General features: G+C 63.9%; 21 protein-coding genes. 14 read left to right on the top strand and 7 right to left on the bottom strand.

Annotated elements, in window-relative coordinates:
* The first annotated feature begins 385 nt into the window (after nucleotides 1–385).
* Nucleotides 386–823, top strand: a complete 438-nt coding sequence (locus tag KY496_RS14820) for a hypothetical protein (RefSeq protein ID WP_219861291.1) — start codon at nucleotides 386–388, stop codon at nucleotides 821–823.
* A 182-nt stretch (nucleotides 824–1,005) separates the two neighbouring features.
* Here the strand turns inward: KY496_RS14820 and KY496_RS14825 are convergent, their stop codons facing one another.
* Complete coding sequence (locus tag KY496_RS14825) at nucleotides 1,006–2,964, bottom strand: AAA family ATPase (RefSeq protein WP_219861293.1); 1,959 nt, start codon at nucleotides 2,962–2,964, stop codon at nucleotides 1,006–1,008.
* 573 nt (nucleotides 2,965–3,537) lie between these two features.
* Here KY496_RS14825 and KY496_RS14830 point away from each other — a divergent pair.
* On the top strand, nucleotides 3,538–3,810 hold the full coding sequence (locus KY496_RS14830) for a hypothetical protein (RefSeq protein ID WP_005665352.1): 273 nt from the start codon (nucleotides 3,538–3,540) through the stop codon (nucleotides 3,808–3,810).
* A gap of 37 nt (nucleotides 3,811–3,847) precedes the next feature.
* Here the strand turns inward: KY496_RS14830 and KY496_RS14835 are convergent, their stop codons facing one another.
* On the bottom strand, nucleotides 3,848–4,399 hold the full coding sequence (locus tag KY496_RS14835) for a DUF1697 domain-containing protein (protein WP_184236965.1): 552 nt from the start codon (nucleotides 4,397–4,399) through the stop codon (nucleotides 3,848–3,850).
* Nucleotides 4,400–4,539: 140 nt separating this feature from the next.
* On the opposite strand from KY496_RS14835, the gene KY496_RS14840 reads away from it, so the two are divergent.
* Together KY496_RS14840 and KY496_RS14845 are read left to right on the top strand one after the other, a co-directional pair.
* Nucleotides 4,540–4,869: a hypothetical protein gene (locus KY496_RS14840; protein ID WP_005665349.1), complete on the top strand. Its 330-nt coding sequence runs from the start codon at nucleotides 4,540–4,542 to the stop codon at nucleotides 4,867–4,869.
* Entirely contained in the window at nucleotides 4,866–5,717 is an 852-nt protein-coding gene (locus KY496_RS14845; protein WP_184236962.1) for an HDOD domain-containing protein, read from the top strand. The genes KY496_RS14840 and KY496_RS14845 overlap by 4 nt, the downstream gene beginning before the upstream one ends.
* A gap of 126 nt (nucleotides 5,718–5,843) precedes the next feature.
* Here the strand turns inward: KY496_RS14845 and KY496_RS14850 are convergent, their stop codons facing one another.
* Nucleotides 5,844–6,254, bottom strand: coding sequence for a hypothetical protein (locus tag KY496_RS14850; RefSeq protein ID WP_005665347.1), 411 nt, complete (start codon nucleotides 6,252–6,254; stop codon nucleotides 5,844–5,846).
* 607 nt (nucleotides 6,255–6,861) lie between these two features.
* On the opposite strand from KY496_RS14850, the gene miaB reads away from it, so the two are divergent.
* From miaB to KY496_RS14900, 10 genes are all read left to right on the top strand, one after another.
* Nucleotides 6,862–8,223, top strand: a complete 1,362-nt coding sequence (gene miaB / locus KY496_RS14855) for a tRNA (N6-isopentenyl adenosine(37)-C2)-methylthiotransferase MiaB (protein WP_219861295.1) — start codon at nucleotides 6,862–6,864, stop codon at nucleotides 8,221–8,223.
* Nucleotides 8,220–9,314 carry a PhoH family protein gene (locus KY496_RS14860; protein ID WP_219861297.1) on the top strand — a complete coding sequence of 365 codons (1,095 nt, stop codon included), beginning with the start codon at nucleotides 8,220–8,222 and terminating at the stop codon, nucleotides 9,312–9,314. Before miaB ends, KY496_RS14860 begins: the two co-directional genes overlap by 4 nt.
* Nucleotides 9,289–9,756, top strand: a complete 468-nt coding sequence (gene ybeY, locus KY496_RS14865) for an rRNA maturation RNase YbeY (protein ID WP_005665343.1) — start codon at nucleotides 9,289–9,291, stop codon at nucleotides 9,754–9,756. The genes KY496_RS14860 and ybeY overlap by 26 nt, the downstream gene beginning before the upstream one ends.
* Nucleotides 9,757–9,849: 93 nt before the next feature.
* The gene (locus KY496_RS14870; RefSeq protein ID WP_005665342.1) at nucleotides 9,850–10,728 is read left to right on the top strand and encodes an HlyC/CorC family transporter; all 879 of its coding nucleotides are present in this window, start codon (nucleotides 9,850–9,852) and stop codon (nucleotides 10,726–10,728) included.
* Nucleotides 10,728–12,305 carry an apolipoprotein N-acyltransferase gene (lnt, locus tag KY496_RS14875; RefSeq protein WP_005665341.1) on the top strand — a complete coding sequence of 526 codons (1,578 nt, stop codon included), beginning with the start codon at nucleotides 10,728–10,730 and terminating at the stop codon, nucleotides 12,303–12,305. The genes KY496_RS14870 and lnt overlap by 1 nt, the downstream gene beginning before the upstream one ends.
* Before the next feature lie 97 nt (nucleotides 12,306–12,402).
* Nucleotides 12,403–13,314 (top strand): glycine--tRNA ligase subunit alpha, encoded by a 912-nt coding sequence (glyQ, locus tag KY496_RS14880; protein WP_005665340.1) that lies wholly within the window; start codon nucleotides 12,403–12,405, stop codon nucleotides 13,312–13,314.
* Between the two features lie 17 nt (nucleotides 13,315–13,331).
* A complete protein-coding gene (gene glyS / locus KY496_RS14885) occupies nucleotides 13,332–15,440 on the top strand; it encodes a glycine--tRNA ligase subunit beta (protein WP_219861299.1) in 2,109 nt (702 codons plus the stop codon).
* A gap of 34 nt (nucleotides 15,441–15,474) precedes the next feature.
* Nucleotides 15,475–16,059, top strand: a complete 585-nt coding sequence (gene gmhB, locus KY496_RS14890; protein ID WP_219865122.1) for a D-glycero-beta-D-manno-heptose 1,7-bisphosphate 7-phosphatase — start codon at nucleotides 15,475–15,477, stop codon at nucleotides 16,057–16,059.
* 55 nt (nucleotides 16,060–16,114) lie between these two features.
* A complete protein-coding gene (locus KY496_RS14895) occupies nucleotides 16,115–16,855 on the top strand; it encodes a 1-acyl-sn-glycerol-3-phosphate acyltransferase (protein ID WP_071361406.1) in 741 nt (246 codons plus the stop codon).
* A 41-nt stretch (nucleotides 16,856–16,896) separates the two neighbouring features.
* Nucleotides 16,897–17,799: a M48 family metallopeptidase gene (locus KY496_RS14900; RefSeq protein ID WP_219861301.1), complete on the top strand. Its 903-nt coding sequence runs from the start codon at nucleotides 16,897–16,899 to the stop codon at nucleotides 17,797–17,799.
* 60 nt (nucleotides 17,800–17,859) lie between these two features.
* On the opposite strand, the gene KY496_RS14905 is transcribed toward KY496_RS14900, so the two are convergent.
* From KY496_RS14905 to KY496_RS14920, 4 genes are all read right to left on the bottom strand, one after another.
* Nucleotides 17,860–18,321 (bottom strand): YcxB family protein, encoded by a 462-nt coding sequence (locus KY496_RS14905; protein ID WP_229520284.1) that lies wholly within the window; start codon nucleotides 18,319–18,321, stop codon nucleotides 17,860–17,862.
* A gap of 155 nt (nucleotides 18,322–18,476) precedes the next feature.
* The gene (gene waaA, locus KY496_RS14910) at nucleotides 18,477–19,775 is read right to left on the bottom strand and encodes a lipid IV(A) 3-deoxy-D-manno-octulosonic acid transferase (protein WP_219861305.1); all 1,299 of its coding nucleotides are present in this window, start codon (nucleotides 19,773–19,775) and stop codon (nucleotides 18,477–18,479) included.
* Complete coding sequence (waaC, locus tag KY496_RS14915) at nucleotides 19,772–20,752, bottom strand: lipopolysaccharide heptosyltransferase I (RefSeq protein WP_219861307.1); 981 nt, start codon at nucleotides 20,750–20,752, stop codon at nucleotides 19,772–19,774. Before waaC ends, waaA begins: the two co-directional genes overlap by 4 nt.
* A 9-nt stretch (nucleotides 20,753–20,761) precedes the next feature.
* A complete protein-coding gene (locus KY496_RS14920; RefSeq protein WP_219861309.1) occupies nucleotides 20,762–22,144 on the bottom strand; it encodes a phosphomannomutase/phosphoglucomutase in 1,383 nt (460 codons plus the stop codon).
* Nucleotides 22,145–22,291: the final 147 nt, after the last annotated feature.

A 22,291-nucleotide genomic window follows, 5' to 3' on the forward strand; every position in this document is an offset into this window, starting at 1 on the left:
TCGCAACACCCCTTCAGCTATCAAAGTAGTAACGGCTGACGGTGGTCAGCGTGACCCAGTGGCACTGCCACTCACTGCGCTGGCATCAAGTGCGCCCGATGTCAGCCCCTACGAACCGCTGCGGAACTGGTTCGCCACCTCCTACAAGTGGGAAACTGATCGCACGGGCGCCTGGGATATTGTCCCACGCCAGCCGGTGCGTGCTCCCTCGAGCATGACGGATACGCTGGAAGACCTATTCACGGATTCCTTGTACGGTTACCGCCAATGTTTTGCACCAGGGAATCGGCGTTGTCTACCAGGATGGGAGCTGGCCAGGGAACCCGAGGCACTGACCGGCTTCTGCTGCAATCCGTCTGTGACCTATTCTCCAACCGAGTCAGTTATGGCATTCGACGTACGCGTAGTGGCGCTCTCGCTCCGCAGGTTAAGCGATGGTGGTGCAGGCTATGGACTAGTGGTTGAGGGGAATGCAGCCAAGCTGGTTGCAACGTTGGAGCGACGTCTGCAAAGGCGCAAGATTCCATTTGTACAGGCCAGTCGCTGTCCTAATTTAGCGACTAGCCACGAATTCTGCGAACGCAAGCTGCGTGACACTATCAACTGGCAGCATCCGCCCAACGATACGTCAAAACTGTCGCGCATTCTGTCCGCGGCCGAGAAGAACATCGTATTTCTGACTCCCACTCTGGCGTTCGGCCTTTATCCGGACGATCGTGGACGTACTTGGATACTGCCACTTGCACGCTATGTAATGCCCCCCAAGGTTAGCGCCCAGGGGAAAACGGCCGCTGCTACCGCACCCATATTTCGCGGTGTATGAACGCATGCCACTATTACCAATGGGATCAGGCGGTCCGACGGTCGCTTGCACGGTAGCGGATCAGAGTATCCTCAGCTACTTACTGCCGCTCGTGGTTGAGAATGAACCAACCAAACGGTCACTTTTAAGATAAGAACCCGTTCAGCCTTCGCGAAACGGGTTCTGTAAGATGTTATTGTCACCTATGCCGCGACCTCTTCCTCGCACAAAGTCAGCTTGGCTGTCCGATGCCCATGCAACTGCGGCATCAAGAGTTCGCTGCGATCTTCCAGCAGCGCAAACACCTCGTCCTTCGACAGCACATACTGCTCCAGCAACGTGTCCTTGAGCGACTCCATCACCAGCTTGTAATCGCGGATCGAATCGAGGGTGTAGCTGTACAGCGCATCCGCCTTCTCTTCCACCAGGCGCACGGTGTGCTCGCCGCTGGCTTCCTGCCCCAGCTGGCTGTAATCGATCTTCGAGCGCGAATACATCGACAGGCGGCTCACCATCAGGTTCAGCATCTTGGTGATCTTCTCGATGTCGTTCTGGCTGCCGACCGAAATGCCGCGCGCGCCATAGAACATCTCTTCGGCCGCCACGCCGCCATACAGGCCGACCACGTCACGCTCCAGCTCTTCCAGCGTACGCAGCGACATGTCCTCGCCCGACTGCAGCACGTAACCCAACGCGCCGATCTTCGACACCGCCTCGGTGCTGATCTTGAGCAGGTGCGACTTTTCCTTCACTTCGGCCAGGCTCATACCTTGACGCAGATACGGATCGATCTGCATGAAGAAGTGCCCCAGCTCGTGCAGGGCGATGCGCTCGCGCTGCTTGTGCTTCTCGGCCGTCGTCGCGCGGTCGGTCAGGCCGATGGTGGCGCGTTCATAGGCACGGAACATCAGCTTGGTGTTGATGATCGCCTTTTCCTGGATCGACAGCATGCTGGCGCGTTCGACCACGGTTTCCAGCAGCGCCGGGCTCAGGTTCTGGGTGATCTCGGCCACCTGGTCCAAGTTCAGGTCTTCCCAATCGACCAGGCCGTCCTTTTTACGCGCCAGGAAGCTGCGTAGCAGTTCGCGGCGCTCGGCCTTGTTCGGCAAGCGGAAGTTGATCTTCACCGAGAAGCGGCGCAGCATCGCTTCGTCCATCTCGGTCGTGTTGTCGTCGAAGTTCGAGGCGACGATCCAGATTACGCCTTGTCCCTTGTCGCTCTTCACGCCGTCCAGCAGGCCCAGCATGGTGTTGGCGGTATCGTCTTCCCACTTCTTTTCGCTGCGGCCGCGCGGCATGAACAGGCTTTGCGCTTCATCCAGGAAGATGATGCACTTGCCCTTGGCGCAAGCCTTGCGATACAAGGCGTTCAGGGCCTTCGAGCCGCCGCCGACGTAGCCCGACTCCAGCGCCGAACCCGAGGCCGAGATCATCGGCATGTCGAGGCGCTTGGCCAGGTAGCCCACCAGCTTGGTCTTGCCGGTACCGGCGGGCCCGGTCAGCATCACGTTGAACGGCTTGTCGATATTGTGCGACTGGTATTCCGCGCGGTTGCGGATCATGTCTTCCAAGTGCAGCACTTCCTGCTTGATGTCGTCCATGCCGATCAGGTCGTCCAGGCTGCCTTTCAGCTTGTCCGGGGTGATCATCGACGCGCTCGTGCCCATGCCCGGGATGCCGAATTTCATCACGTACAGGATCATCAGCACCAGGATGATCGGGAATGCATTGCGCTTGAGGAAGTCGCCGGCCTGGTCGAGCATGCTCACGCCCTCGTCCATCACCGCCTTGTGGCTGGCCAGGAAATCATCCTTGGCGATCGAATACGGGATGGCGTTCTTGAGCAGCACCTCGCGCTCGAGCGACAGGTGGGAGGTGCTCGGCACCTTCACCACGTGCAGGTTCGCCGCATCCTTGAATTTGTAGATGTAGCGCGGCGCCTCCGACAGCGGGTTGGCGATCAGGAGGTAATCCAGGCGCGCCTTCTGACCGGCCAGCGACGTGATCTCGGCGATGTTCTGCGAGTGGATCACCGGGCTCGGATCTTGCGGCACATCGGACTTGAAGATCGCCAGCGCCACCAGCATGCCCAGCAGGATGGCGGACAGGATACGGACGTAGACGTTCTTGAAGGCAATCTGAAGTCGGGCGAAGTTGGGCATCTGGTTACTCGTCGAAAGGTGCGTCGTGCAAAAAGTGGGACTGCTGGTGCCGTGTCGCAAAGGCGGCGAGCGCGGCGTCGGCCAGGGCCGAGGGTTTCAGACGTGTTGGTTGGGACGTTGCTGTGATGCCCGAAGGCAAGGGGATAAGGAGACTATACCTTCAAAAAAAACCGCGGTGAATACCCTGCGAACAAAAAAATGCGGAATTTGATGATGATGAAAAAGCTGCTAACGTTTTTGATTATCCAAGTGACAGCAATCATGATGAACATGCCAATCAAACAGCGATTTCTTGCGAAATTCGCATTATCAAACCACCCAATCCAGGCATTATATTGACACCTGAGTTACTGCTGAGCGCAGCTTATTTACCACAGTCAACTTTTGCATTGAGTGAACGCAACATGTTTGCATCCTTCAGCAAAAACATGACTTCTTTCTACAACTCATCGGCTCAATTGCGCGCAGTGAGGCCAGCGGATTTGCTATCCTGATTTGGCAAGATGGCGACCGCGGATGAAGTTTCAACCCATCCAAAGCTTGGTGGCATTTAGCTTGTAAAGAGGAATGGCTATGAAAAGATATGCTTTGACGGCGGCGCTTGCGGTCTTCCTCGGCAATGTAGCCCAAGCCGCCGTGATCGATCTTGTTCCTGGCAATGGCATTCAAGCCATTCCAGCGCCACAACCGGTGCACGACCTGGCAGTCACGGGCCATACGCACATCGTCACCCCACCGTCGCACCTGCCCGAACTGCCCGAGCCGGAGGTGTTCGCGATGATGCTGGTCGGTCTGATCCTGATCGGCTACCGCGCCGGCCGCGACAGCAGCGACAAGTTCAAGTAGGCGGCCAGCAGCGCCGCCGGCGCCGCGCCACTGCCGGTCAGCACCCGGCCGGATGGCTGCACAAGCCGTGCAGCTTGGTGATCGTGCGCCAGTTGCGCGAGGTCGTGCCGTCGCCCAGCCCCTTGCCGAGGGCCGCCGCGGCGGCGCTGTCGAGCACGCCTTCCGGGCACCAGACATAGGCGGCGCGGCGACCGATCGCCAGCGCCTCGGGCTGCCAGTCCTGGCCGCACAGGCAGGCCGCCATCTCGCGCTGCGGCTCGCCGGTCAGCAGGAAGGCGAACAGGCGCGCATGGTCGTCGGCCAGGTCCAGCAGCGGATTGTCGTCGATGATGTCGGCCAGCTCCTGGCGCTCGAGCACGAACACGCGCGCCGCGACGCCAAGGCGCAGCACCATCGCTTCCTCGATCGCCTCCGCCGCCTGGGCGGAGGCCACGTCGGCGTCGAAGATCACATTGCCGCTATTGAGCAGGCTGCGCACGCCGGTATAGCCGAGGCTTTCGACCAGCTTGCGCAGGTCGGCCATGGCAATCCGTTTGGCGCGGCCGACATTTACGCCGCGCAACAAGGCAATGTAACGTTGGCTGGTCATGGGGCATGGTAACGTGACCCCGGCATTCGGTGCGCGCGTCTTGACGCATATCGCGGCCGGGACAGAGAAACAATTGCCAATGCTTACAGATATTCATCCGCGCCGGTGATAACATCGGCGCAGAATTGAATGGAGGGAATATGAGCGATGACCACACGATGGTCCCCGTGACCCAGGTAACGCCGGGCATGGTGCTCTCGGACGAGCTGCTGGACAATCAAGGCCTGGTACTGCTGGCCAAGGGCGCCGTTCTGGGCGAGGCGACCATCGCCTCGCTGCAGCGTCACCATATCGAGGCGGTGCCGGTGGCGCGCGTCGAGGCGCACCGCGCGCCGGACGAGGGGGCGGTCGTTGCCCGGCTCGACCACCTGTTTCGCAAGCACGATCTCGAGGGCGACGACGACTGGGCCGGCAAGCTGCTGCGCCGTTACGTCGAGGATTACCGCCTGGAACGGCAGGTGGCGCCATGACGGCCACCCCGGCAATCACCTCTGAACAGCTGGTCCAGGGCCTGGAAGACCTGCCCTCGCTGCCTGCCGTCGTGATGGAACTGCTCGGCAGCATCGACCAGGAGGATGTCGACATCTCGGTGCTGGCCAGGAAAGTGTCGGCCGACCAGGCGCTGACGGCGAAGACGCTGCGCCTGGCCAACTCGTCGGCCTTCGGCTTGCAGGTCAAGGCCACCACGATCCAGCAAGCCATGACGTATCTGGGCTTCCAGGCCACGCGCAACCTGATCATGGCGGCGGCGATGACCGGATGTTTCCCGAGCGGACGCTGCCCCAGCTTCGACGACAAGGCCTTCTGGCGCCTGTCGATCGCCACCGCCGCCTGCGCGCGGGTGCTGGCGCGCCATATGCGTTTCAACCAGGACGTGGCGTTCACGGCCGGCCTGCTGCACGGCATCGGGCGGCTGGTGCTGGTGACGCGCTATCCCGAGCAATACGACGCCGTCCTGCGCGAACGCAAGCGCCGCGATGGCGATCTGCTCGATACCGAACGGGCCATGCTGGGAGTCGACCATTTGCTGGCCGGCGCGGCGCTGGCCGAGCACTGGCAGTTCTCGGGCACCATGCAGCAGGCGATCGCCTTTTATCATGCGCCGGAAACGCCGGGGGCCGGCTTCTTGGCCACCATCGTCCATGTGGCCCATGCGGTGGCCCATGCGCTCGACCTGGCCGGCGACGTGGACGAGCTGGTGCCCGCCGTGTCCAGCGTGGCCTGGACGGCGCTCGGTCTGCCTGAGGAAACATGGCTGCACGTGTTCCGCGAGACGGAACTGCAGTTCGAGGAAATGACAGCCATCCTGATGGCCTAGGCCGCAGGACGGTGCACGATGAATCAATAGGAGCTAGTGCGGCGCCGCTGCTGCAAGATCAGCGTGGCGGCGCCGCAGCCCGCCAATACCGAAGGCATGACAGATGCGGCTGTCATGCCCACGGCATCAGTGCGCATAATTGCCGGAGGTCTTGTTCGACGCTTCGTTGGTTTGCGCGCCCTGGCCTTGTGCCGGCTGGGCCTGTTGCTGGGCGGCAGCGGCCGCGGCTTGTGCAGCTTTCTCTTCTGGCTTCGGGCGGCCCTGGGCATCCGACAGGCGGTATTTGGTGCGGCGGTCGCCCATCAGGTCGCGCAGGTCGCGGATGCTCATGCCGGTCACTTCGTGCATGCGGATCAGCAGCGAGGCGCCGACCGGCAGGCGGTGGTGGCGGATCTTGCTGATGACCGGCGGCGCCACTTCCAGCATGCGCGACAGGGCGGCGTCGTTTTTCAGCTGCATCTTACCGAGCAGGATGTCCAACAAGTGGTTCGGGTTGTAACTTTCCTGCGAAGATAGAGCGTGATGTTGTTGTGCCATGATAATTACCTCACGAGTTTGGTTAAAATAGTTCCCTTACGAACTTTTGTTAAAGACTACCTTTCGTCAACATAAGTTCCCGGAACTTGTTCAGGGATTAAACAGCGCTAATCTGAACATTCCCTTAAGAATTCCGGCCCACAGTGCTCCATGTTTCTTTCCACATACGCACTTGTCTTTCAAACAAATTATCTGTCGCGTACGCCAGTGCGATGACGAACCTGCGCATGTGACTCCTTGTCGGAAATCAAGCTATCGTGTGGAAAGCTTGTCACGTTTGCATTTCAGCACATGGGGCTCAATTGTGGCGCACGCAAGAGATTTCTTGGATAAATTTTGTGAATCGGAATCCACTCAGAAGTCGTTGATTTACATAGGGAAACACTTCATAACATCTAAGCTATGTATCATGAATAACAAAGTATGTTCGCTAGCAGACATTTAACAATCTGAGCATAAATACAATTACTTTAGGTAAAGAAATTAACCATTCCGAGCAGCATTAAAACAGCCACACTGGTGGCCGACGGGGTCCATGCCGAATTACGGTAAACTGGCTCCCGTCCACGCCTTGTCGATGCCGCGCTCGCCCCCAACTAGCAATTCCATGCAAAAAAAAGTATTTATCAAAACCTTCGGCTGCCAGATGAACGAGTACGACTCGGACAAGATGGTCGACGTCCTTGGCGCCTCCGACGGACTGGTGCGCACCGACACGCCGGAAGACGCGGATGTGATCCTGTTTAATACCTGCTCGATCCGCGAAAAATCGCAAGAAAAAGTGTTCTCCGACTTGGGCCGTATCAAGGAACTCAAGCGCAAGAATCCCGAGCTGGTCATCGGCGTGGGCGGTTGCGTCGCGTCGCAAGAAGGCGACGCCATCGTCAAGCGCGCCCCCTATGTCGATGTGGTGTTCGGCCCGCAGACCTTGCACCGCCTGCCCCAGCTGATCCAGGACCGGCGCCAGTCGGGCAAGTCCCAGGTCGACATCAGCTTCCCCGAGATCGAAAAGTTCGACTTCTTGCCACCAGCCAAGGTCGAAGGTCCGGTCGCCTATGTCTCGATCATGGAAGGCTGCAGCAAGTATTGCAGCTACTGCGTCGTGCCCTATACCCGCGGCGAGGAAGTCTCGCGCCGCTTCGAGGACGTGCTGACCGAAGTCGCCGGCCTCGCGGTCCAGGGTGTGAAGGAAATCATGCTGCTGGGCCAGAACGTGAACGCCTTCCGCGGCGCCATGGAAAGTGGCGACACCGCCGACTTCGCCCTGCTGCTGGAATACATCGCCGAGATTCCCGGCATCGAGCGCCTGCGCTTCGTCACCAGCCACCCGAAGGAATTCAGCCAGCGCCTGATCGACGCCTATGCCAGGATCCCGCAACTGGTGAGCCACCTGTACCTGCCGGTGCAGCATGGCTCCGACCGCGTGCTCAATGCCATGAAGCGCGGCTATACCGGCCTCGAATACAAGTCGATCATCCGCCGCCTGCGCGCGGTGCGCCCGAACATGACGTTCTCGTCCGACTTCATCGTCGGTTTCCCGGGCGAGACCGAGGCCGACTTCGAGGCCATGATGAAACTGGTCGAAGACGTGAGTTTCGACAATAGCTTCAGCTTTATCTTCAGCAAGCGTCCCGGCACGCCGGCCGCCAACCTCGAAGACGACACCCCGCACGAGGTCAAGCTGGCGCGCCTGCAGCGCCTGCAAGCCCTGATCGACCTGAACACCCGCAAGCACAGCGCCGCCATGGTCGGCACCGTGCAGCGGGTGCTGGTCGAAGGCGTCGCCAAGAAGGACGCCACCCAATTGCAGGGCCGCGCCGAGAACAACCGCGTGGTCCTGTTCCCGCTGGACGAGACGAATGCCTCGCTGATCGGCCAGTTGGCCGACGTGCGCATCGTCGCCAGCCACGATTACTATTTGCGCGGCGAACTCGTCGCCAACCTCGATACGATAGCCAAAGCCAGTTGAAAACACAGCCAACCCTGCCCTCGTACTTCACTCCCGAGCCGCTCGACAATACGCGGCTCGCCCACCTGTGCGGCCCGCTCGACGAGAACCTGCGCCAGATCTCGGCCGCGCTCGACGTCACGATCTTCCGCCGCGGCGAGAAATTCATCGTCAGCGGCGCCAATGCCGAGCGCGCCGTCGAATTGCTGGAACGCTTCTATGCGGTCGCCAACAAGGTCGTGCCGATCGAAGAGGTGCAACTGGCCCTGGTCGAGCAGCGCGCCGGCCTGAAGCCGCGCGCCACCGATCCCGATGCCGCCCCGGCCGCCAGGGCCGACGCCCCTGAAGAAACCGACGTCGACGCCGAAGCGGTGCCGGAAAGCCTCGAAAGCCCGCTCCTCAAGACCCGCCGCAGCGACCTGCGCGGCCGTACGCCGCACCAGATCCAGTACCTGAACGCGGTGCTGAACCACGACATCAGTTTCGGCATCGGTCCGGCCGGCACCGGCAAGACTTATCTGGCCGTGGCCTGCGCCGTCGACGCCCTCGAGCGCGACGCCGTCAAGCGCATCATCCTGACCCGTCCCGCCGTCGAGGCCGGCGAGCGCCTGGGCTTCCTGCCGGGCGACCTGGCGCAGAAGGTCGATCCCTACCTGCGCCCGCTGTACGACGCGCTGTACGACCTGCTGGGCTTCGACCGCACCCAGAAGCTGTTCGAGAAACAGGTGATCGAGATCGCGCCGCTGGCCTATATGCGCGGGCGCACCCTGAACCACGCGTTCGTGATCCTGGACGAAGCCCAGAACACGACCGTCGAGCAGATGAAGATGTTCCTGACCCGGATCGGCTTCGGCAGCAAGGCCGTCGTCACCGGCGACGTGACGCAGGTCGACCTGCACAAGACCCAGCGCAGCGGCCTGGTGGACGCCATGCACGTGCTGAAGGATGTGCGCGGCATCGCCTTCACCCAGTTCTCGAGCGCCGACGTGGTGCGCCACCCGCTGGTGGCGCGTATCATCGATGCATACGATAAAGATACTTCGGTCCAGGAACTGGCCGCCCTCCCCAAACCGACCCCGGTGAAAAATGCAAGAAAAAAAACATCCACTTGAACTGGAAGTCCAGTTCGCCGATACCCGCCTCGAAGGCGAGATCACCGAAGCCAAGCTGCAGCGCTGGGTCGAGGCGGCCCTGCTCGGCCCGGCCGAGCTGACCATCCGCTTCGTCGATGCCGAGGAGGGCCAGGCGCTGAACAAGGCCTATCGCGGCAAGGACTACGCCACCAACGTCCTCACCTTCGCCTACAACGAAGAAGAGGAGCTGGGCGAGGACGACCCGACCCAGGCCGACATCGTGCTGTGCACCGACGTGCTGCAACGCGAGGCCGAGGAGCAAAAGAAAACGGTCGAGGAACACGCGGCCCACCTGGTCGTGCACGGCGTGCTGCACGCCCAGGGCTGGGACCACGAAAACGACGATGACGCCGAAGAAATGGAGCAGTTCGAGCGCGACATCATGGAGGTGCTGGGCTTCCCGGATCCCTACGCTGATTGAGGCAAGCCGTCGGGTGCGCACTCGTGTAAATACTGGGCGCACCCCTATTTGGTGTATCCTACACCCCATTGCAACAACGGCTTCCCGCCAACTATGCCCGAGTATCCCAGTGACGTCCGACCGGACGCCAAACCCCACAGGTCACTGCTGGAGCGGCTGACCGCCTTCATCTCCCCCGAGCCCGAAAATCGCGCAGAGCTCCTCGAAGTGCTGCACGATGCCCACGAACGCAACCTCCTCGACGCCGATGCGCTGTCGATGATCGAGGGCGTGTTCCAGGTGTCCGACCTGTCGGCGCGCGACATCATGGTTCCCCGTTCCCAGATGGACGTGATCGACATCACGAAACCGATCGAGGAATGGATGCCTTACGTGCTCGAAACCGCCCACTCGCGCTTCCCCGCCATCGAAGGCGAGCGCGACAAGGTGGTCGGCATCTTGCTGGCCAAGGATTTGCTGCGTTATTACGCTGAAGAATCTTTCGACGTGCGCACAAAATTGCGCCCGGCGGTCTTCATTCCCGAATCGAAGCGCCTGAACGTGCTGCTGCGCGATTTCCGCGCCAACCACAACCACATGGCGATCGTGGTCGACGAGTATTCCGGCGTGGCCGGCCTGATCACGATCGAGGACGTGCTCGAGCAGATCGTCGGCGACATCGAGGACGAATACGACTTCGACGAAGAAGAAGACAACATCATCTCGATCCGCGAGGGCCAGCACGGCCCGCGCTGGCGCATCAAGGCGCTGACCGAGATCGAGCAATTCAACGAAGAGCTCGGCACCGAGCTGCCGGACGATGAGGTCGACACCATCGGCGGCCTGATCGCCAGCCACCTGGGCCACATGCCGCACAAGGGCGAAGTGGTCGACCTGCACGGCCTGCGCTTCGAGGTGCTGCGCGCCGACGCACGCCAGATCCACGTCCTGCTGGTCGAACGGTTGCCATCGCTGGAAGACGAACGCGACTGATGCTGCGCCGCCGGACCCAGCCTTTGACCGCGGCGGAACTGGCCGAACGCGCGGCGCTGCGCGGCAGCAAGCCTTCGCTTCTGCTGCTGCTCACCGCCGCGCTGGCCGGCGGTTCATCCATCCTCTCGTTCCAGCCCTTCGGCTGGTGGCCGCTGCAATTCCTGTCGCTGGCCTGGCTGTTCTACCAGGTCGGCATGGGCAATTCGGTCAAGCGCGCAACCCTGATCGGCTGGGCCTTCGGCTTCGGCTGGTCGGTCGCCGGCATGCACTGGCTGTCCGTCCTCATGACCCGCTTCGCCCACCTGCCGGTGCTGCTGGCGGTGGTGGCGATCGTCCTGCTCGGCCTGTACATGGGCCTGTTCGCCGCCTTCACCGCCGGCGTGGCGAGCTGGCTGCGCAAGCGCTGGTCGCTGCCGGTGGCCGCCTTCCTGCTGCTGGTGCTGCCGACCTTGTGGGGCGTGTCCGAATGGCTGCGCGGCTGGGTGTTCACGGGTTTCCCCTGGGCCTCGTCGGGCTATGCCCATGACCTGGCGCCGCTGGCCGGCTTCGCGCCGCTGATCGGCGTGTACGGCCTCGGCATCCTGGTCGGCGTCGGCGCCGGCTGCATCGCGATGCTGACCCAGCGCGCGCGCTGGCCGGCGATCGGCCTGCTGGCCGGCCTGCTGCTGGCGGGCGCCGGCCTGCGCACGGTCGAATGGACGCAGGAGACCGGCCAGCCGATCAGCGTGCGCCTGCTGCAAGGCAATATCCCGCAAGACAGGAAGTTCGATATGGAATTCCTGACCAGCATCGTGACGCGCTACCAGGCGATGATCACGGCGGCCCCGGCCGACCTGATCGCGACGCCGGAAACCGCCCTGCCCGTCTTTCCGCACAATCTGCCGGACGGCTACCTGGACGGCCTGCAGCGCTATGCCACGAGCACCGGCAGCACGCTGGCGATCGGCATGCCCTTGTTCGACGGCCCCGAAAAATACGGCAACAGCCTGATCGCGATGAGCCCCGAGCCACGGCCCTATCGCTACGACAAGGCGCACCTGGTGCCGTTCGGCGAATTCATCCCGCCGGGCTTCCGCTGGTTCACCGACATCCTGAACATCCCGCTGAGCGACGCCACCCGCGGCGCCGCGCTGCAGGCCCCGTTCCAGGTCAAGGACCAGTGGGTGCTGCCGAATATCTGCTACGAAGACGTGTTCGGCGAAGAGATCGCCTACCAGCTGCGCAATGCGCAGCACCCGGCGACCCTGCTGCTCAACGTGTCGAACCTGTCGTGGTACGGCCAGTCGGTGGCCATCCCGCAGCACCTGCAGATCTCGCGCATGCGCACCCTGGAAACGGGCCGTCCGATGCTGCGCTCGACCAACGACGGCGCCACCGCCGTGATCGACCACCGCGGCAACATCACGCAAGTGCTGCCCTTCTATACCGACGGCGTCCTGAGCGCGACCGTGCGCGGCGCGAGCGGCATGACGCCGTTCATCCGCCTCGGCAATGCGGCCTTCCTGACGCTGGGCGGCTTGATGCTGCTCGGCGCGTGGTTCGCGGGCCGCCGCTACCGTCTTAAATCGAATAGCTGAGTTGAAATCGCCCCCCAGAGGGGCGCAAAAATTCAGTAGAATTAGTCATTTGGCAAACATACCGTGTTCGCGGCCCACCAGCCCCGTCCCATTCGAGATGCTCACATTCCAACAAATCATCCTTACCCTGCAGTCCTACTGGGACAAGCAGGGCTGCGCACTGCTCCAGCCCTACGACATGGAAGTCGGCGCGGGCACCTTCCACACCGGCACCTTCCTGCGTGCGATCGGACCGGAGCCGTGGCGCGCCGCCTATGTGCAGCCGTCGCGCCGCCCGAAGGATGGCCGCTATGGCGAGAATCCAAACCGCCTGCAGCATTACTACCAGTACCAGGTGGCGCTGAAGCCGGCGCCCGAGAACATCCTCGATCTGTACCTCGGTTCGCTCGAGGCGCTGGGCCTGGACCTCAAGAAGAATGACGTGCGCTTCGTCGAGGACGACTGGGAAAGCCCGACCCTGGGCGCCTGGGGCCTCGGCTGGGAAGTCTGGCTGAACGGCATGGAAGTCACCCAGTTCACCTATTTCCAGCAAGTCGGCGGCCTCGATTGCAAGCCGGTGCTGGGCGAGATCACCTATGGCATCGAGCGCCTGGCCATGTACCTGCAGGGCGTCGAGAACGTGTACGACCTGGTGTGGACCGAGTGGGAAGAAAACGGCGTTAAAAAGAAGCTCTCCTACGGCGACGTCTTCCACCAGAACGAGGTCGAACAATCGACCTACAACTTCGAGCATTCGAACACCGAGATCCTGTTCCAGGCTTTCAATAACCACGAATCCGAAGCCAAGCGCCTGGTCGAGCTGCAACTGACCCTGCCGGCCTACGAGCAGATCATGAAGGCCTCGCACAGCTTCAACCTGCTGGACGCGCGCGGCGCGATCTCGGTGACCGAGCGCGCCGCCTACATCGGCCGCGTGCGCACCCTGTCGCGCCTGGTGGCGCAAGCCTATTACGATTCGCGCGAAAAATTGGGCTTCCCCATGGCGCCCAAGGCCGAACAAGCAGCTTGAAAAGAACAGAACAGACCATGAACCAAACACTCCTCGTCGAACTGCAGACCGAAGAACTGCCGCCGAAGGCGCTCGTCAAGCTGGGCGCAGCCTTTGCGACCGGCATCGCCAATGGCCTGAAGGCGCGCGACTTCCTGGAAGCCGACAGCACCATTACCACCCACGCCACCCCGCGCCGCCTGGCCGTGTCCATCACCAATGTGCGCGGCACCTCGCCCGACAAATCGATCCGCGAGAAGGTGCTGCCTGTCTCCGTGGCCCTCGACAAGGAAGGCAATCCAAGCGCGCCCCTTGGCAAGAAGCTGGCCGCGCTGGGCTTCCCCGATCTGACCGTCGACCAGCTCGAACGCGCCCAGGACGGCAAGGCCGAGAGCTTCTTCTACACCTATACCGCCGCCGGCAGTGCCCTCGCGGGCGCCGTGCAGGACGTGCTGGCCGAGACGGTGGCCAAGCTGCCGATCCCGAAGGTCATGAGCTACCAGCGCCCAAGCGGCGACACCGTGCAGTTCGTGCGTCCGGTGCACCTCCTGACCGCGCTGCATGGCGACCAGGTGCTGCCGCTGTCCCTGCTGGGCCTCACCGCCGGCCGCACCACGATGGGCCACCGCTTCCTGTCGCATGGCGGCCCGATCGCGATCGACCATGCCGACAACTACGCGCAAGTGCTGGAAACCGAGGGCAAGGTCTTGGCATCAAGCGAGGCGCGCAAGGAAAGCATCCGCACCCAGCTGCTCGAAAAAGCGGGCGCCGACCAGGTCCTGATGCCCGAGTCGCTGCTGGACGAAGTGGCGGCCCTGGTCGAATGGCCGGTGGTCTATGAATGCCGCTTCGAGGAAGAATTCCTGGCCGTGCCGCAGGAATGCCTGATCCTCACCATGCAGACCAACCAGAAATACTTCGCGCTGACCGACGCCGAAGGCAAGCTGCGTTCGCGCTTCCTGATCGTGTCGAACATCGCGACCGACGACCCGACCGCCATCATTGGCGGCAACGAGCGCGTGGTGCGCCCGCGCCTGTCGGACGCCAAGTTCTTCTTCGAGCAGGATAAAAAGAAGACCCTCGAGTCGCGCCTGCCGCAACTGGCCAGCGTGGTCTACCACAACAAGCTGGGCACGCAGGCCGAGCGCAGCGAGCGCGTCACCAAGCTGGCGACCTATATCGCCACCCGCCTGGGCTTCGACGCGGCGCTGGCCGAGCGCGGCGCGCGCCTGTCCAAGGCCGACCTGCTCACCGACATGGTCGGCGAGTTCCCCGAGCTGCAGGGCATCATGGGCACGTACTACGCGCGCCACGATGGCGAGCATGACGACGTCGCGCGCGCGGCGTCCGAACACTACCAGCCGCGTTTCGCCGGCGACCTTCTTCCCGCGACCAATACCGGCCTCGCGGTGGCCCTGGCCGACAAGCTGGAAACCCTGGTCGGCATCTGGGCCATCGGCCTGCAGCCGACCGGCGAGAAGGATCCGTTCGCGCTGCGCCGCCACGCGCTGGGCATCATGCGCATGCTGGTCGAGAAGCGCCTGCCGCTGTCGATCGCCGACATGCTGGCCGACGCGATGACCACCTTCGCCGACGAGCCGGCGCGCTTCGAATCGCTGCGCGATCCGCGCACCGAGGTGACCGCGTTCATGCTCGACCGCCTGCGCGGCATGCTGCGCGAGCGCGGCTTCTCGCCGAACGAGGTCGAGGCGGTGCTGGCCCAGGACCCGGACCGCGTCGACGACGTGGTGCAGCGCCTGGAAGCGGTGCAGGCCTTCGCGGCGCTGCCCGAGGCGGCCTCGCTGGCCGCCGCCAACAAGCGCATCACCAACATCCTCAAGAAGAACGAGGAAGCGATGCCGAAGGACGCCGCGGTCGACCCAGCCCTGCTGCAGGACCAGGCCGAGAAGGACCTGGCGGCCGCCGTCGCCCGCGTTCAGCCCGACGTCGACGCGGCCTTCGCCGCGGGCGATTTTGCCGGCACGCTCAAGACCCTGGCCCAGCTGCGCGACCAGGTCGACGCCTTCTTCAACGACGTGATGGTGATGGCCGACGACGTCAAGCTGCGTAACAACCGCCTGGCCCTGCTGGCGTCGCTGCACGGCATGATGAACCGCGTGGCCGACATCTCGAAGCTGGCGGCATAAGATGGGCAAGGAGCGCGACAAGGAAGAGCGGGCGATGAAGCTCATCATCCTCGACCGGGATGGCGTGATCAACCACGATTCGCCGGACTTCATCAAGTCGCCGGCCGAATGGATCCCGATTCCCGGCTCGCTCGAAGCGATCGCCCGCCTGAACCAGGCGGGCTACCGGGTGGTGGTCGCGACCAACCAGTCGGGCATCGCGCGCGGCCTGTTCGACATCGCGACCCTGAACGCCATCCACGCCAAGCTGCATGCGGCGGCCCAGCTGGTGGGCGCCGACATCGACGCCATCTTCTTCTGCCCGCACGCGGCGATCGACGGCTGCGACTGCCGCAAGCCCAAGTCGGGCATGTTCGAAGAGATCGGCAAGCGGTTCAAGGTCAATCTCAAGGGCGTGCCCACCGTGGGCGACTCGCTGCGCGACCTGCAGGCCGGCTTCAACCGCGGCTGCACGCCCTACCTGGTGCTGACCGGGAAGGGCGAGACGACCCAGGCCACCGGCGGCCTGCCGCCCGGCACCCAGGTGTTCCCGGACCTGGCGGCGATGGTGAGCGCCTTCCTCAAGCCGGGATCTCCGTCGAGCGCCGCCTCTGGCACAACCGGCGCGCAGCCTGCATAATCAATAAAAAATTCGCAGTCCAGTCCAGAACCAGATCGATTTGTCCGGAGCCCCTTTGCGTAACTTCAGTTTGTTCCTGCGTTCCCTGCTGTTCACGATCGTCATGATCGTCGCCACCGTCATCTGGGCCTCCCTCTGCTTCCTGGCAGCGCCGCTGTCGTACAACAAGCGCTTCTGGTTCACCTCGCGCTGGAACGTCTTCATCATCTGGTGCGCGCGCGTCATCTGCGGCATCCGCTACGAATTCAAGGGCTACGAGAACCTGCCCGACGCGCCGGCCATCGTGCTCTCGAAGCACCAGTCGGCGTGGGAAACGATCTTCCTGCTGCCCAATCTCACGCGGCCGCTGGTCTACGTCTTCAAGAAGGAAATCCTGTACATCCCCTTCTTCGGCTGGGCCATGGGCTTGCTGCGCATGATCCCGATCGACCGCAAGCAGGGCAAGAATGCTTTCAGTTCGGTCGTGCGCCACGGGAAGCGCCGCCTGGCCGACGGCCAGTGGATCATCATGTTCCCCGAAGGCACCCGCATCCCGGTCGGCCAGAAGGGCAAGTACAAGAGCGGCGGCACACGCCTGGCTGTGGAAACCCAAGCGGTCGTGGTGCCGATCGCGCATAATTCGGGCGAGTGCTGGCCCAAGAATTCATTCATCAAACGGCCCGGATTGATCACGGTCTCGATCGGCAAGCCGATCTCGCCCGAAGGCCATACCCCCGACAGCCTGATGCAAGAGGTAGAAAATTGGATAGAATCCGAAATGCGCGTCATTTCGCCCCACGCCTACAAAGGTGGTTGAGCGACGTCAGCGCCCAGATTCGTGAGTCGAGGCCTCAGACCATGGCCTCGGCGAAGGTCGACGGGCATCAGCTGGAGTTGTTCGCGCAAGAATTCTTCGCGGCGCTGAAGCCTTCCGACAAGCCTGCGCCGCCCGCGCAGCCGCTGTTCAAGGCGCCGCCGGCGCCGCCCCGCATCAAGCTCCCCTCGCCGCCCGTCGGCCCGCAAGACCCTCCCCTGAAACGCATCGCCCTCGGCCACCACACCATCGAGTACGCCCTGCGCCGCTCGTCACGGCGCTCGATCGGCTTCACCATCGACGACGACGGCCTGCGCGTGACGGCGCCGCGCCGCGTGACGCTCGAAGAGATCGACAACGCGCTGCGCGCCAAGCAGCGCTGGATCGTCACCAAGCTGCTCGAACGGGGAGAACGGCGCGACCAGCGCCAGCAGCGGCTGCCTGTCGAATGGAAGGATGGCGCGCGCCTGCCCTACCTGGGCGGCGACATCGTGCTGCGCCTGGAGGAAGCGGAGCGCAGCCACTGCCAGTTCGACGCCGCCAACAATGAATTGTGGATCGGCGTGGTGCCGGGGCTGTCCGAATGGCAGCTCAAGGAAAGGGTGAAAATCTGGTTCCAGGCCGAAGCCAAGCGCCTGTTCCGCGAGCGCCTGGACCATTTCGCGCCGCAGCTGGGCGTGGCCTACAGCAGCTTCACGCTGTCGTCGGCCGGCTCGCGCTGGGGCTCGTGCACGGTGGGCGGCAGCATTCGCCTCAACTGGCGCCTGATCCATTATCCGCCAGCGCTGATCGACTACGTGGTGGCGCATGAACTGGCCCACCTGCGCGAGATGAACCACAGCCCTGCGTTCTGGGCCACGGTGGGCGAGGTGTATCCCGATTACGACGGCGCGCGCCTCGCATTGCGCAAGCGCTCGCACGAGATGCCGGTGTTGTTCGACGATTGAACCGTAGGGTCGGCAGGCCCCCTGCCGAAGCGTTCAACGCAAGCTGGAAAATGCGGGAAACTAGCGCAGGCTCAGCTCATGCCGCGCCGCCGCCAGCTCGCGCATGGTGGCGACCTGTCCCTCGGACAGGCAGCGGAACGGAATCGGCAAGGTGCCGCGCTTGAGCACCATCATGAAGCCGCGCGAATAGGTGCGCACGGCGGCCACGTCTTCCCAGCCGATCAGGGTCACGCCGCCGCTGGTGCGCACGATGCCGTGTTCGTCGATGGTGAACTCATAGGTGCGGCGCCCGCGTCCGAGCAGGACGAAGTTCAGGGCCGCGCTGAAGGTGCTTCTCAGGCGCAGGAGCAGGCTGGCCGGCCAGCGCACACGCCGGCGGCGGATCAGGAAGCCGCCATGCTGCCACATGAAACTGGTGTACTCGCGCAGCGAATAGCGCACGAAAAAGTGCAGCGCATCCAGCGGCGGGAGCGCAACGCCAGCGGGTGGCGATGCCGGGACTTCGGTCGGTGCTGCGGTCATGATCGTCTCCAGCGCCTCTGCCGCCTGTTCCTGGACCAGTACCGAAGTTGGCAAAACCGCGGGCTTCCCACTACCGACCGGCCTCGGGTGATTGAACGACAACATGGCGCATCCCCTTTTGTTTTGTACCGTGCAGTTTGGAATGGTAACAAAACCTAACGGATATGCCGTTGCACGAGTTCAACAGTGCGCAGGGTCGCCCCGCGGTGGCGGCGCGCGAAGGCCAGCGCCTTTTCCCCCATCGCCACCCGCGCCGCACCGTCGCGCAGCAGGCGCACGGCCGCCGCCACCAGCGCGTCGGCGTCAGGCAGCCGCAGCGCGGCGCCGTCGTCCACCGCCTCATTGGTGGCGTCGAGGAAGTTGAAGGTATGCTCGCCCACCAGCACCGGCTTGCCCAGCGCGCAGGCTTCGATCAGGTTCTGGCCGCCCAGCGGTAGCAGGCTGCCGCCGATATACGCGCAGTCGCAGGCCGCGTAATAGGCGAACATCTCGCCCATCGAATCGCCCAGCAGCACGTCGGCGCCGCCCACGCCATGGTCGACGCCGTGGTCAAGCCCGAACTGCGAACGCCGCGCCAGCGTGAATCCGCGCGCCGAGGCCAGGGAAGCGACTTCGTCGAATCGCTGCGGATGGCGCGGCACGATCACCAGCAGCGCGCCGGCCGGCTTGTCGGGCATCCGCCGCCAGGCGTCGAGGATCAGCGCCTCTTCGCCTTCGCGCGTGCTGGCGCACAGGAACACGGGCCGCTCGGGGCCGCCGGAGCGGATGCGGTTGCGCAGCCAGTCGCCCTTTTCCAGCGCCGCCGGCGGCGGCGTCACGTCGAACTTGACGCTGCCGGTGACCTCCACGTTCGGCGCGCCGAGCGAGCGGATACGCTCGGCGTCAACCTCGGTCTGGGCCGCGACCAGGGTGAAGCCGCGCGCCGCCTCCCGCATCACGGCGCCCGCCTTGCGGCCACGCTTCAGGGATTTTTCGGACAGGCGGGCATTGGCCAACACCACCGGAATGTCCAATCGTGTGCAGGCGTGGATCAGGTTGGGCCAGACCTCGGTCTCCATCAGGATGCAGGCGCGCGGGCGATGGCGGCGCAGGAAGCGCCGCGTCATCAACCCGGTGTCGTACGGCAGGTAGCTTTGCACCACGCGCTCGCCATGGTGGGCGAACAGGGATTGTCCGGTGGCGCGCCCGGTCGGCGTCATATGGGTCAGCAGGATGCGGCAGTCGGGATAGGCCGCCAGGAGCGCGTCGACCACCGGTTCGGCGGCGCGCGTCTCGCCGACCGAGACGGCGTGCACCATGATGGTCGGACGTTCGCTCGGCGCCGGACCGATCAGGGCCAGGCGTTCGCCCCAGTGCGCGCGGTAGCCCGGCTCCTTGCGGCCACGCCACCACAGGCGGCCCAGCACGGCCGGCAGGGCCAGCCACCACAGGCTTGAATACAGCGTGCGGTTCATGCCGACGCCAGCAGGCGGCGCGCGGCCGCCACCACCTCGTCGCTTGATGGCGGCGCACCCAGCTCGCCCAGGTTGACGATGCGCTCGGACCAGTTGCCCTCGGTCTTCCACTTCGGCGAATCGCAATAGATCTCGATCGTCGGCCGCACGAAAGCGGCGGCGATATGGGTCAGGCCGGTGTCGACGCCGACCGCGAGCCGCGCATGCTGGGCCAGGGTCACGGCGTCCATCATCGACAGCCTGGGCAGCACGCGCGCGTTCGGGATGCCGGCGGCCAGCGCCTCGGCGTCCCGGCGTTCGGCCTCCGAACCCCAGGGCAGCAGCACCGGCATCGGCGCCAGCGCCTTGCCGAGCGCGATCCAGTTGGCGTCCGCCCACTTCTTGGCCGCGCGCGCCGTGCCGTGGAAGAACACGGCGTAGTCTTCGGCCGGCAGGAAGGCCGGACGCTGCGACGCATCCGGCGCCGGCAGGCCGAAATCGGGCGCCGTATCGACCGGATAGTCGAGCGCCGCGCCCGCCACCAGTCGTCCGCGCGCCACCGCGTGGGTGCGCGGGCTCAGGGGAATGCTGTCGGTATGGAAGATGCGCGAGACGCCTTCATAGCCCGAGCCTTCGCTGCCGTTGGCCAGGCCGACCTTCTTGCCGCCCTTGCGAACGCGCGCGGCGCCCATGATGATGCCGGTCTTGAGCAGGCCCTGGGTGTCGAACACATAGTCGTATTCTTCCTCGCGCAGGGTGCGAAAGAAAGCGCGGATCTCGGCGCGCGTCCCGGATTTGCCCAGGCTCTTGCGCCAGCGCCGCAGCGCCCAGGGGATCACCTTGCGCACGTGCGGATTCAGGCGCACCAGGCTGACGTAGCCTTCCTCGACCACCCAGTCGATCGTGGCGCCCGGATGGCGGCGCAGCAGGTCGGCCACCATCGGCAGGTTGTGCAGGACGTCGCCCAGGGACGATACCCGCACAAGTAAAATCTTCAAGCAATCACCTCAGAAAGGCAGGTGAGCATCCGGCTTGGCGGCCAGGATCACGCTCTTGAATTCGGACTGGATGCGCGCGAGCGCTTCCGGATTCTCGCCCTCGAAGCGCAGCACCACGACCGGGGTCGTGTTCGACGAACGCGCCAGGCCGAAGCCGTCCGCGTACTCGACGCGCAGGCCGTCGATGTCGTTGATCTTTTCCGAGGTCGGGAACTTGGCGTCACGGCGCAGCTGGTCGATCAGGGCGAAATTCTCGCCCTCCTGCAGGTGCAGGTGCAGTTCCGGGGTGCTGCTGGCGAGCGGCAGGCCGTTGAGCAGCGCCGACGGATTCGGTCCCTTGGTCAGGATCTCGAGCATGCGCGCGCCGGCATACAGGCCGTCGTCGAAGCCGTACCAGCGGTCCTTGAAGAAGATGTGGCCGCTCATCTCGCCGCCCAGCGGGGCGCCGGTTTCCTTCAGCTTGGCCTTGACCAGCGAGTGGCCGGTCTTCCACATCAGCGGCTTGCCGCCATTCTTCTCGATGTAGGGCGCCAGGTGGCGCGTGCACTTGACGTCGTACAGGATCTCGGCGCCCGGGTTGCGCGACAGGACGTCGGCCGCGAACAGCATCATCTGGCGGTCCGGGAAGATGATCTGGCCATCCTTGGTGACCAGGCCCAGGCGGTCGCCGTCGCCGTCGAAGGCCAGGCCGACCTCGGCGTCGGTCTCTTGCAGCGCGCGAATCACGTCCTGCAGGTTTTCCGGGTGGGCCGGGTCCGGGTGGTGGTTCGGGAAGGTGCCGTCGACTTCGCAGAACAGCTCGACGACCTCGGCGCCCATGCGGGTAAACAGCTCGGGCGCGAAGGCGCCAGCGACGCCGTTGCCGCAGTCGACCACGATCTTGATCGGACGCGCCAGCTTGACGTCGCCCACGATGCGCTCGATGTAGGCGGCGCGGATGTCGTGGGTGCTGTAGCCGCCGCGCTGGTCGGCGATCGCGCCGTCGTAGGCAGCGATGCTGTCGTGCAGGCCGGTGATGGCGTCGCCATAGATCGCCTCGCCCGCCATCACCATCTTGAAGCCGTTGTAGTCGGGCGGGTTGTGGCTGCCGGTGACCATGATGCCCGAGCGCGTTTCCAGCACGTTGGTGCCGAAATACACCATCGGGGTGGCGACCATGCCCAGATCGATCACGTCGACGCCAGCGTCGCGCAGGCCTTCGCTGAGGGCGGCGCTGAGTTCCGGGCCCGACAGGCGGCCGTCGCGGCCGATCACGACCTTGCGCTCTCCCTTGGCCAGCGCGGCGGCGCCGAAGGCACGGCCGATGTGGCGCGCGATCCCCGCATCCAGGGTCTTGCCGATGATGCCGCGAATGTCATAGGCCTTGAAAATCGTTTTCGAGAGAGCAACCATGTTCTTCCTTGGAATTCTTGAGAGGCATGCGCCGGTCGCTGGATCGACCTTGGTCATCGCCGGATGTTGGAGGAATGATAAAAAATCGCTTGCTATTGTACCGGCAAGCGCTGGCGCCGTGGGATTGGCGCGCGGAGATCGGGCGGC

Source organism: Massilia sp. NP310 (genome assembly GCF_019443485.1).
GTDB lineage: Bacteria > Pseudomonadota > Gammaproteobacteria > Burkholderiales > Burkholderiaceae_D > Telluria > Telluria timonae.

Coding starts and splice junctions, on each gene's coding strand:
- KY496_RS14820 (WP_219861291.1), top strand. CDS start 386: ATGGCATTCGACGTACGCGTAGTGGCGCTCTCGCTCCGCAGGTTAAGC.
- KY496_RS14825 (WP_219861293.1), bottom strand. CDS start 2,964: ATGCCCAACTTCGCCCGACTTCAGATTGCCTTCAAGAACGTCTACGTC.
- KY496_RS14830 (WP_005665352.1), top strand. CDS start 3,538: ATGAAAAGATATGCTTTGACGGCGGCGCTTGCGGTCTTCCTCGGCAAT.
- KY496_RS14835 (WP_184236965.1), bottom strand. CDS start 4,399: ATGACCAGCCAACGTTACATTGCCTTGTTGCGCGGCGTAAATGTCGGC.
- KY496_RS14840 (WP_005665349.1), top strand. CDS start 4,540: ATGAGCGATGACCACACGATGGTCCCCGTGACCCAGGTAACGCCGGGC.
- KY496_RS14845 (WP_184236962.1), top strand. CDS start 4,866: ATGACGGCCACCCCGGCAATCACCTCTGAACAGCTGGTCCAGGGCCTG.
- KY496_RS14850 (WP_005665347.1), bottom strand. CDS start 6,254: ATGGCACAACAACATCACGCTCTATCTTCGCAGGAAAGTTACAACCCG.
- miaB (WP_219861295.1), top strand. CDS start 6,862: ATGCAAAAAAAAGTATTTATCAAAACCTTCGGCTGCCAGATGAACGAG.
- ybeY (WP_005665343.1), top strand. CDS start 9,289: ATGCAAGAAAAAAAACATCCACTTGAACTGGAAGTCCAGTTCGCCGAT.
- KY496_RS14870 (WP_005665342.1), top strand. CDS start 9,850: ATGCCCGAGTATCCCAGTGACGTCCGACCGGACGCCAAACCCCACAGG.
- lnt (WP_005665341.1), top strand. CDS start 10,728: ATGCTGCGCCGCCGGACCCAGCCTTTGACCGCGGCGGAACTGGCCGAA.
- glyQ (WP_005665340.1), top strand. CDS start 12,403: ATGCTCACATTCCAACAAATCATCCTTACCCTGCAGTCCTACTGGGAC.
- glyS (WP_219861299.1), top strand. CDS start 13,332: ATGAACCAAACACTCCTCGTCGAACTGCAGACCGAAGAACTGCCGCCG.
- gmhB (WP_219865122.1), top strand. CDS start 15,475: ATGAAGCTCATCATCCTCGACCGGGATGGCGTGATCAACCACGATTCG.
- KY496_RS14900 (WP_219861301.1), top strand. CDS start 16,897: ATGGCCTCGGCGAAGGTCGACGGGCATCAGCTGGAGTTGTTCGCGCAA.
- KY496_RS14905 (WP_229520284.1), bottom strand. CDS start 18,321: ATGACCGCAGCACCGACCGAAGTCCCGGCATCGCCACCCGCTGGCGTT.
- waaA (WP_219861305.1), bottom strand. CDS start 19,775: ATGAACCGCACGCTGTATTCAAGCCTGTGGTGGCTGGCCCTGCCGGCC.
- KY496_RS14920 (WP_219861309.1), bottom strand. CDS start 22,144: ATGGTTGCTCTCTCGAAAACGATTTTCAAGGCCTATGACATTCGCGGC.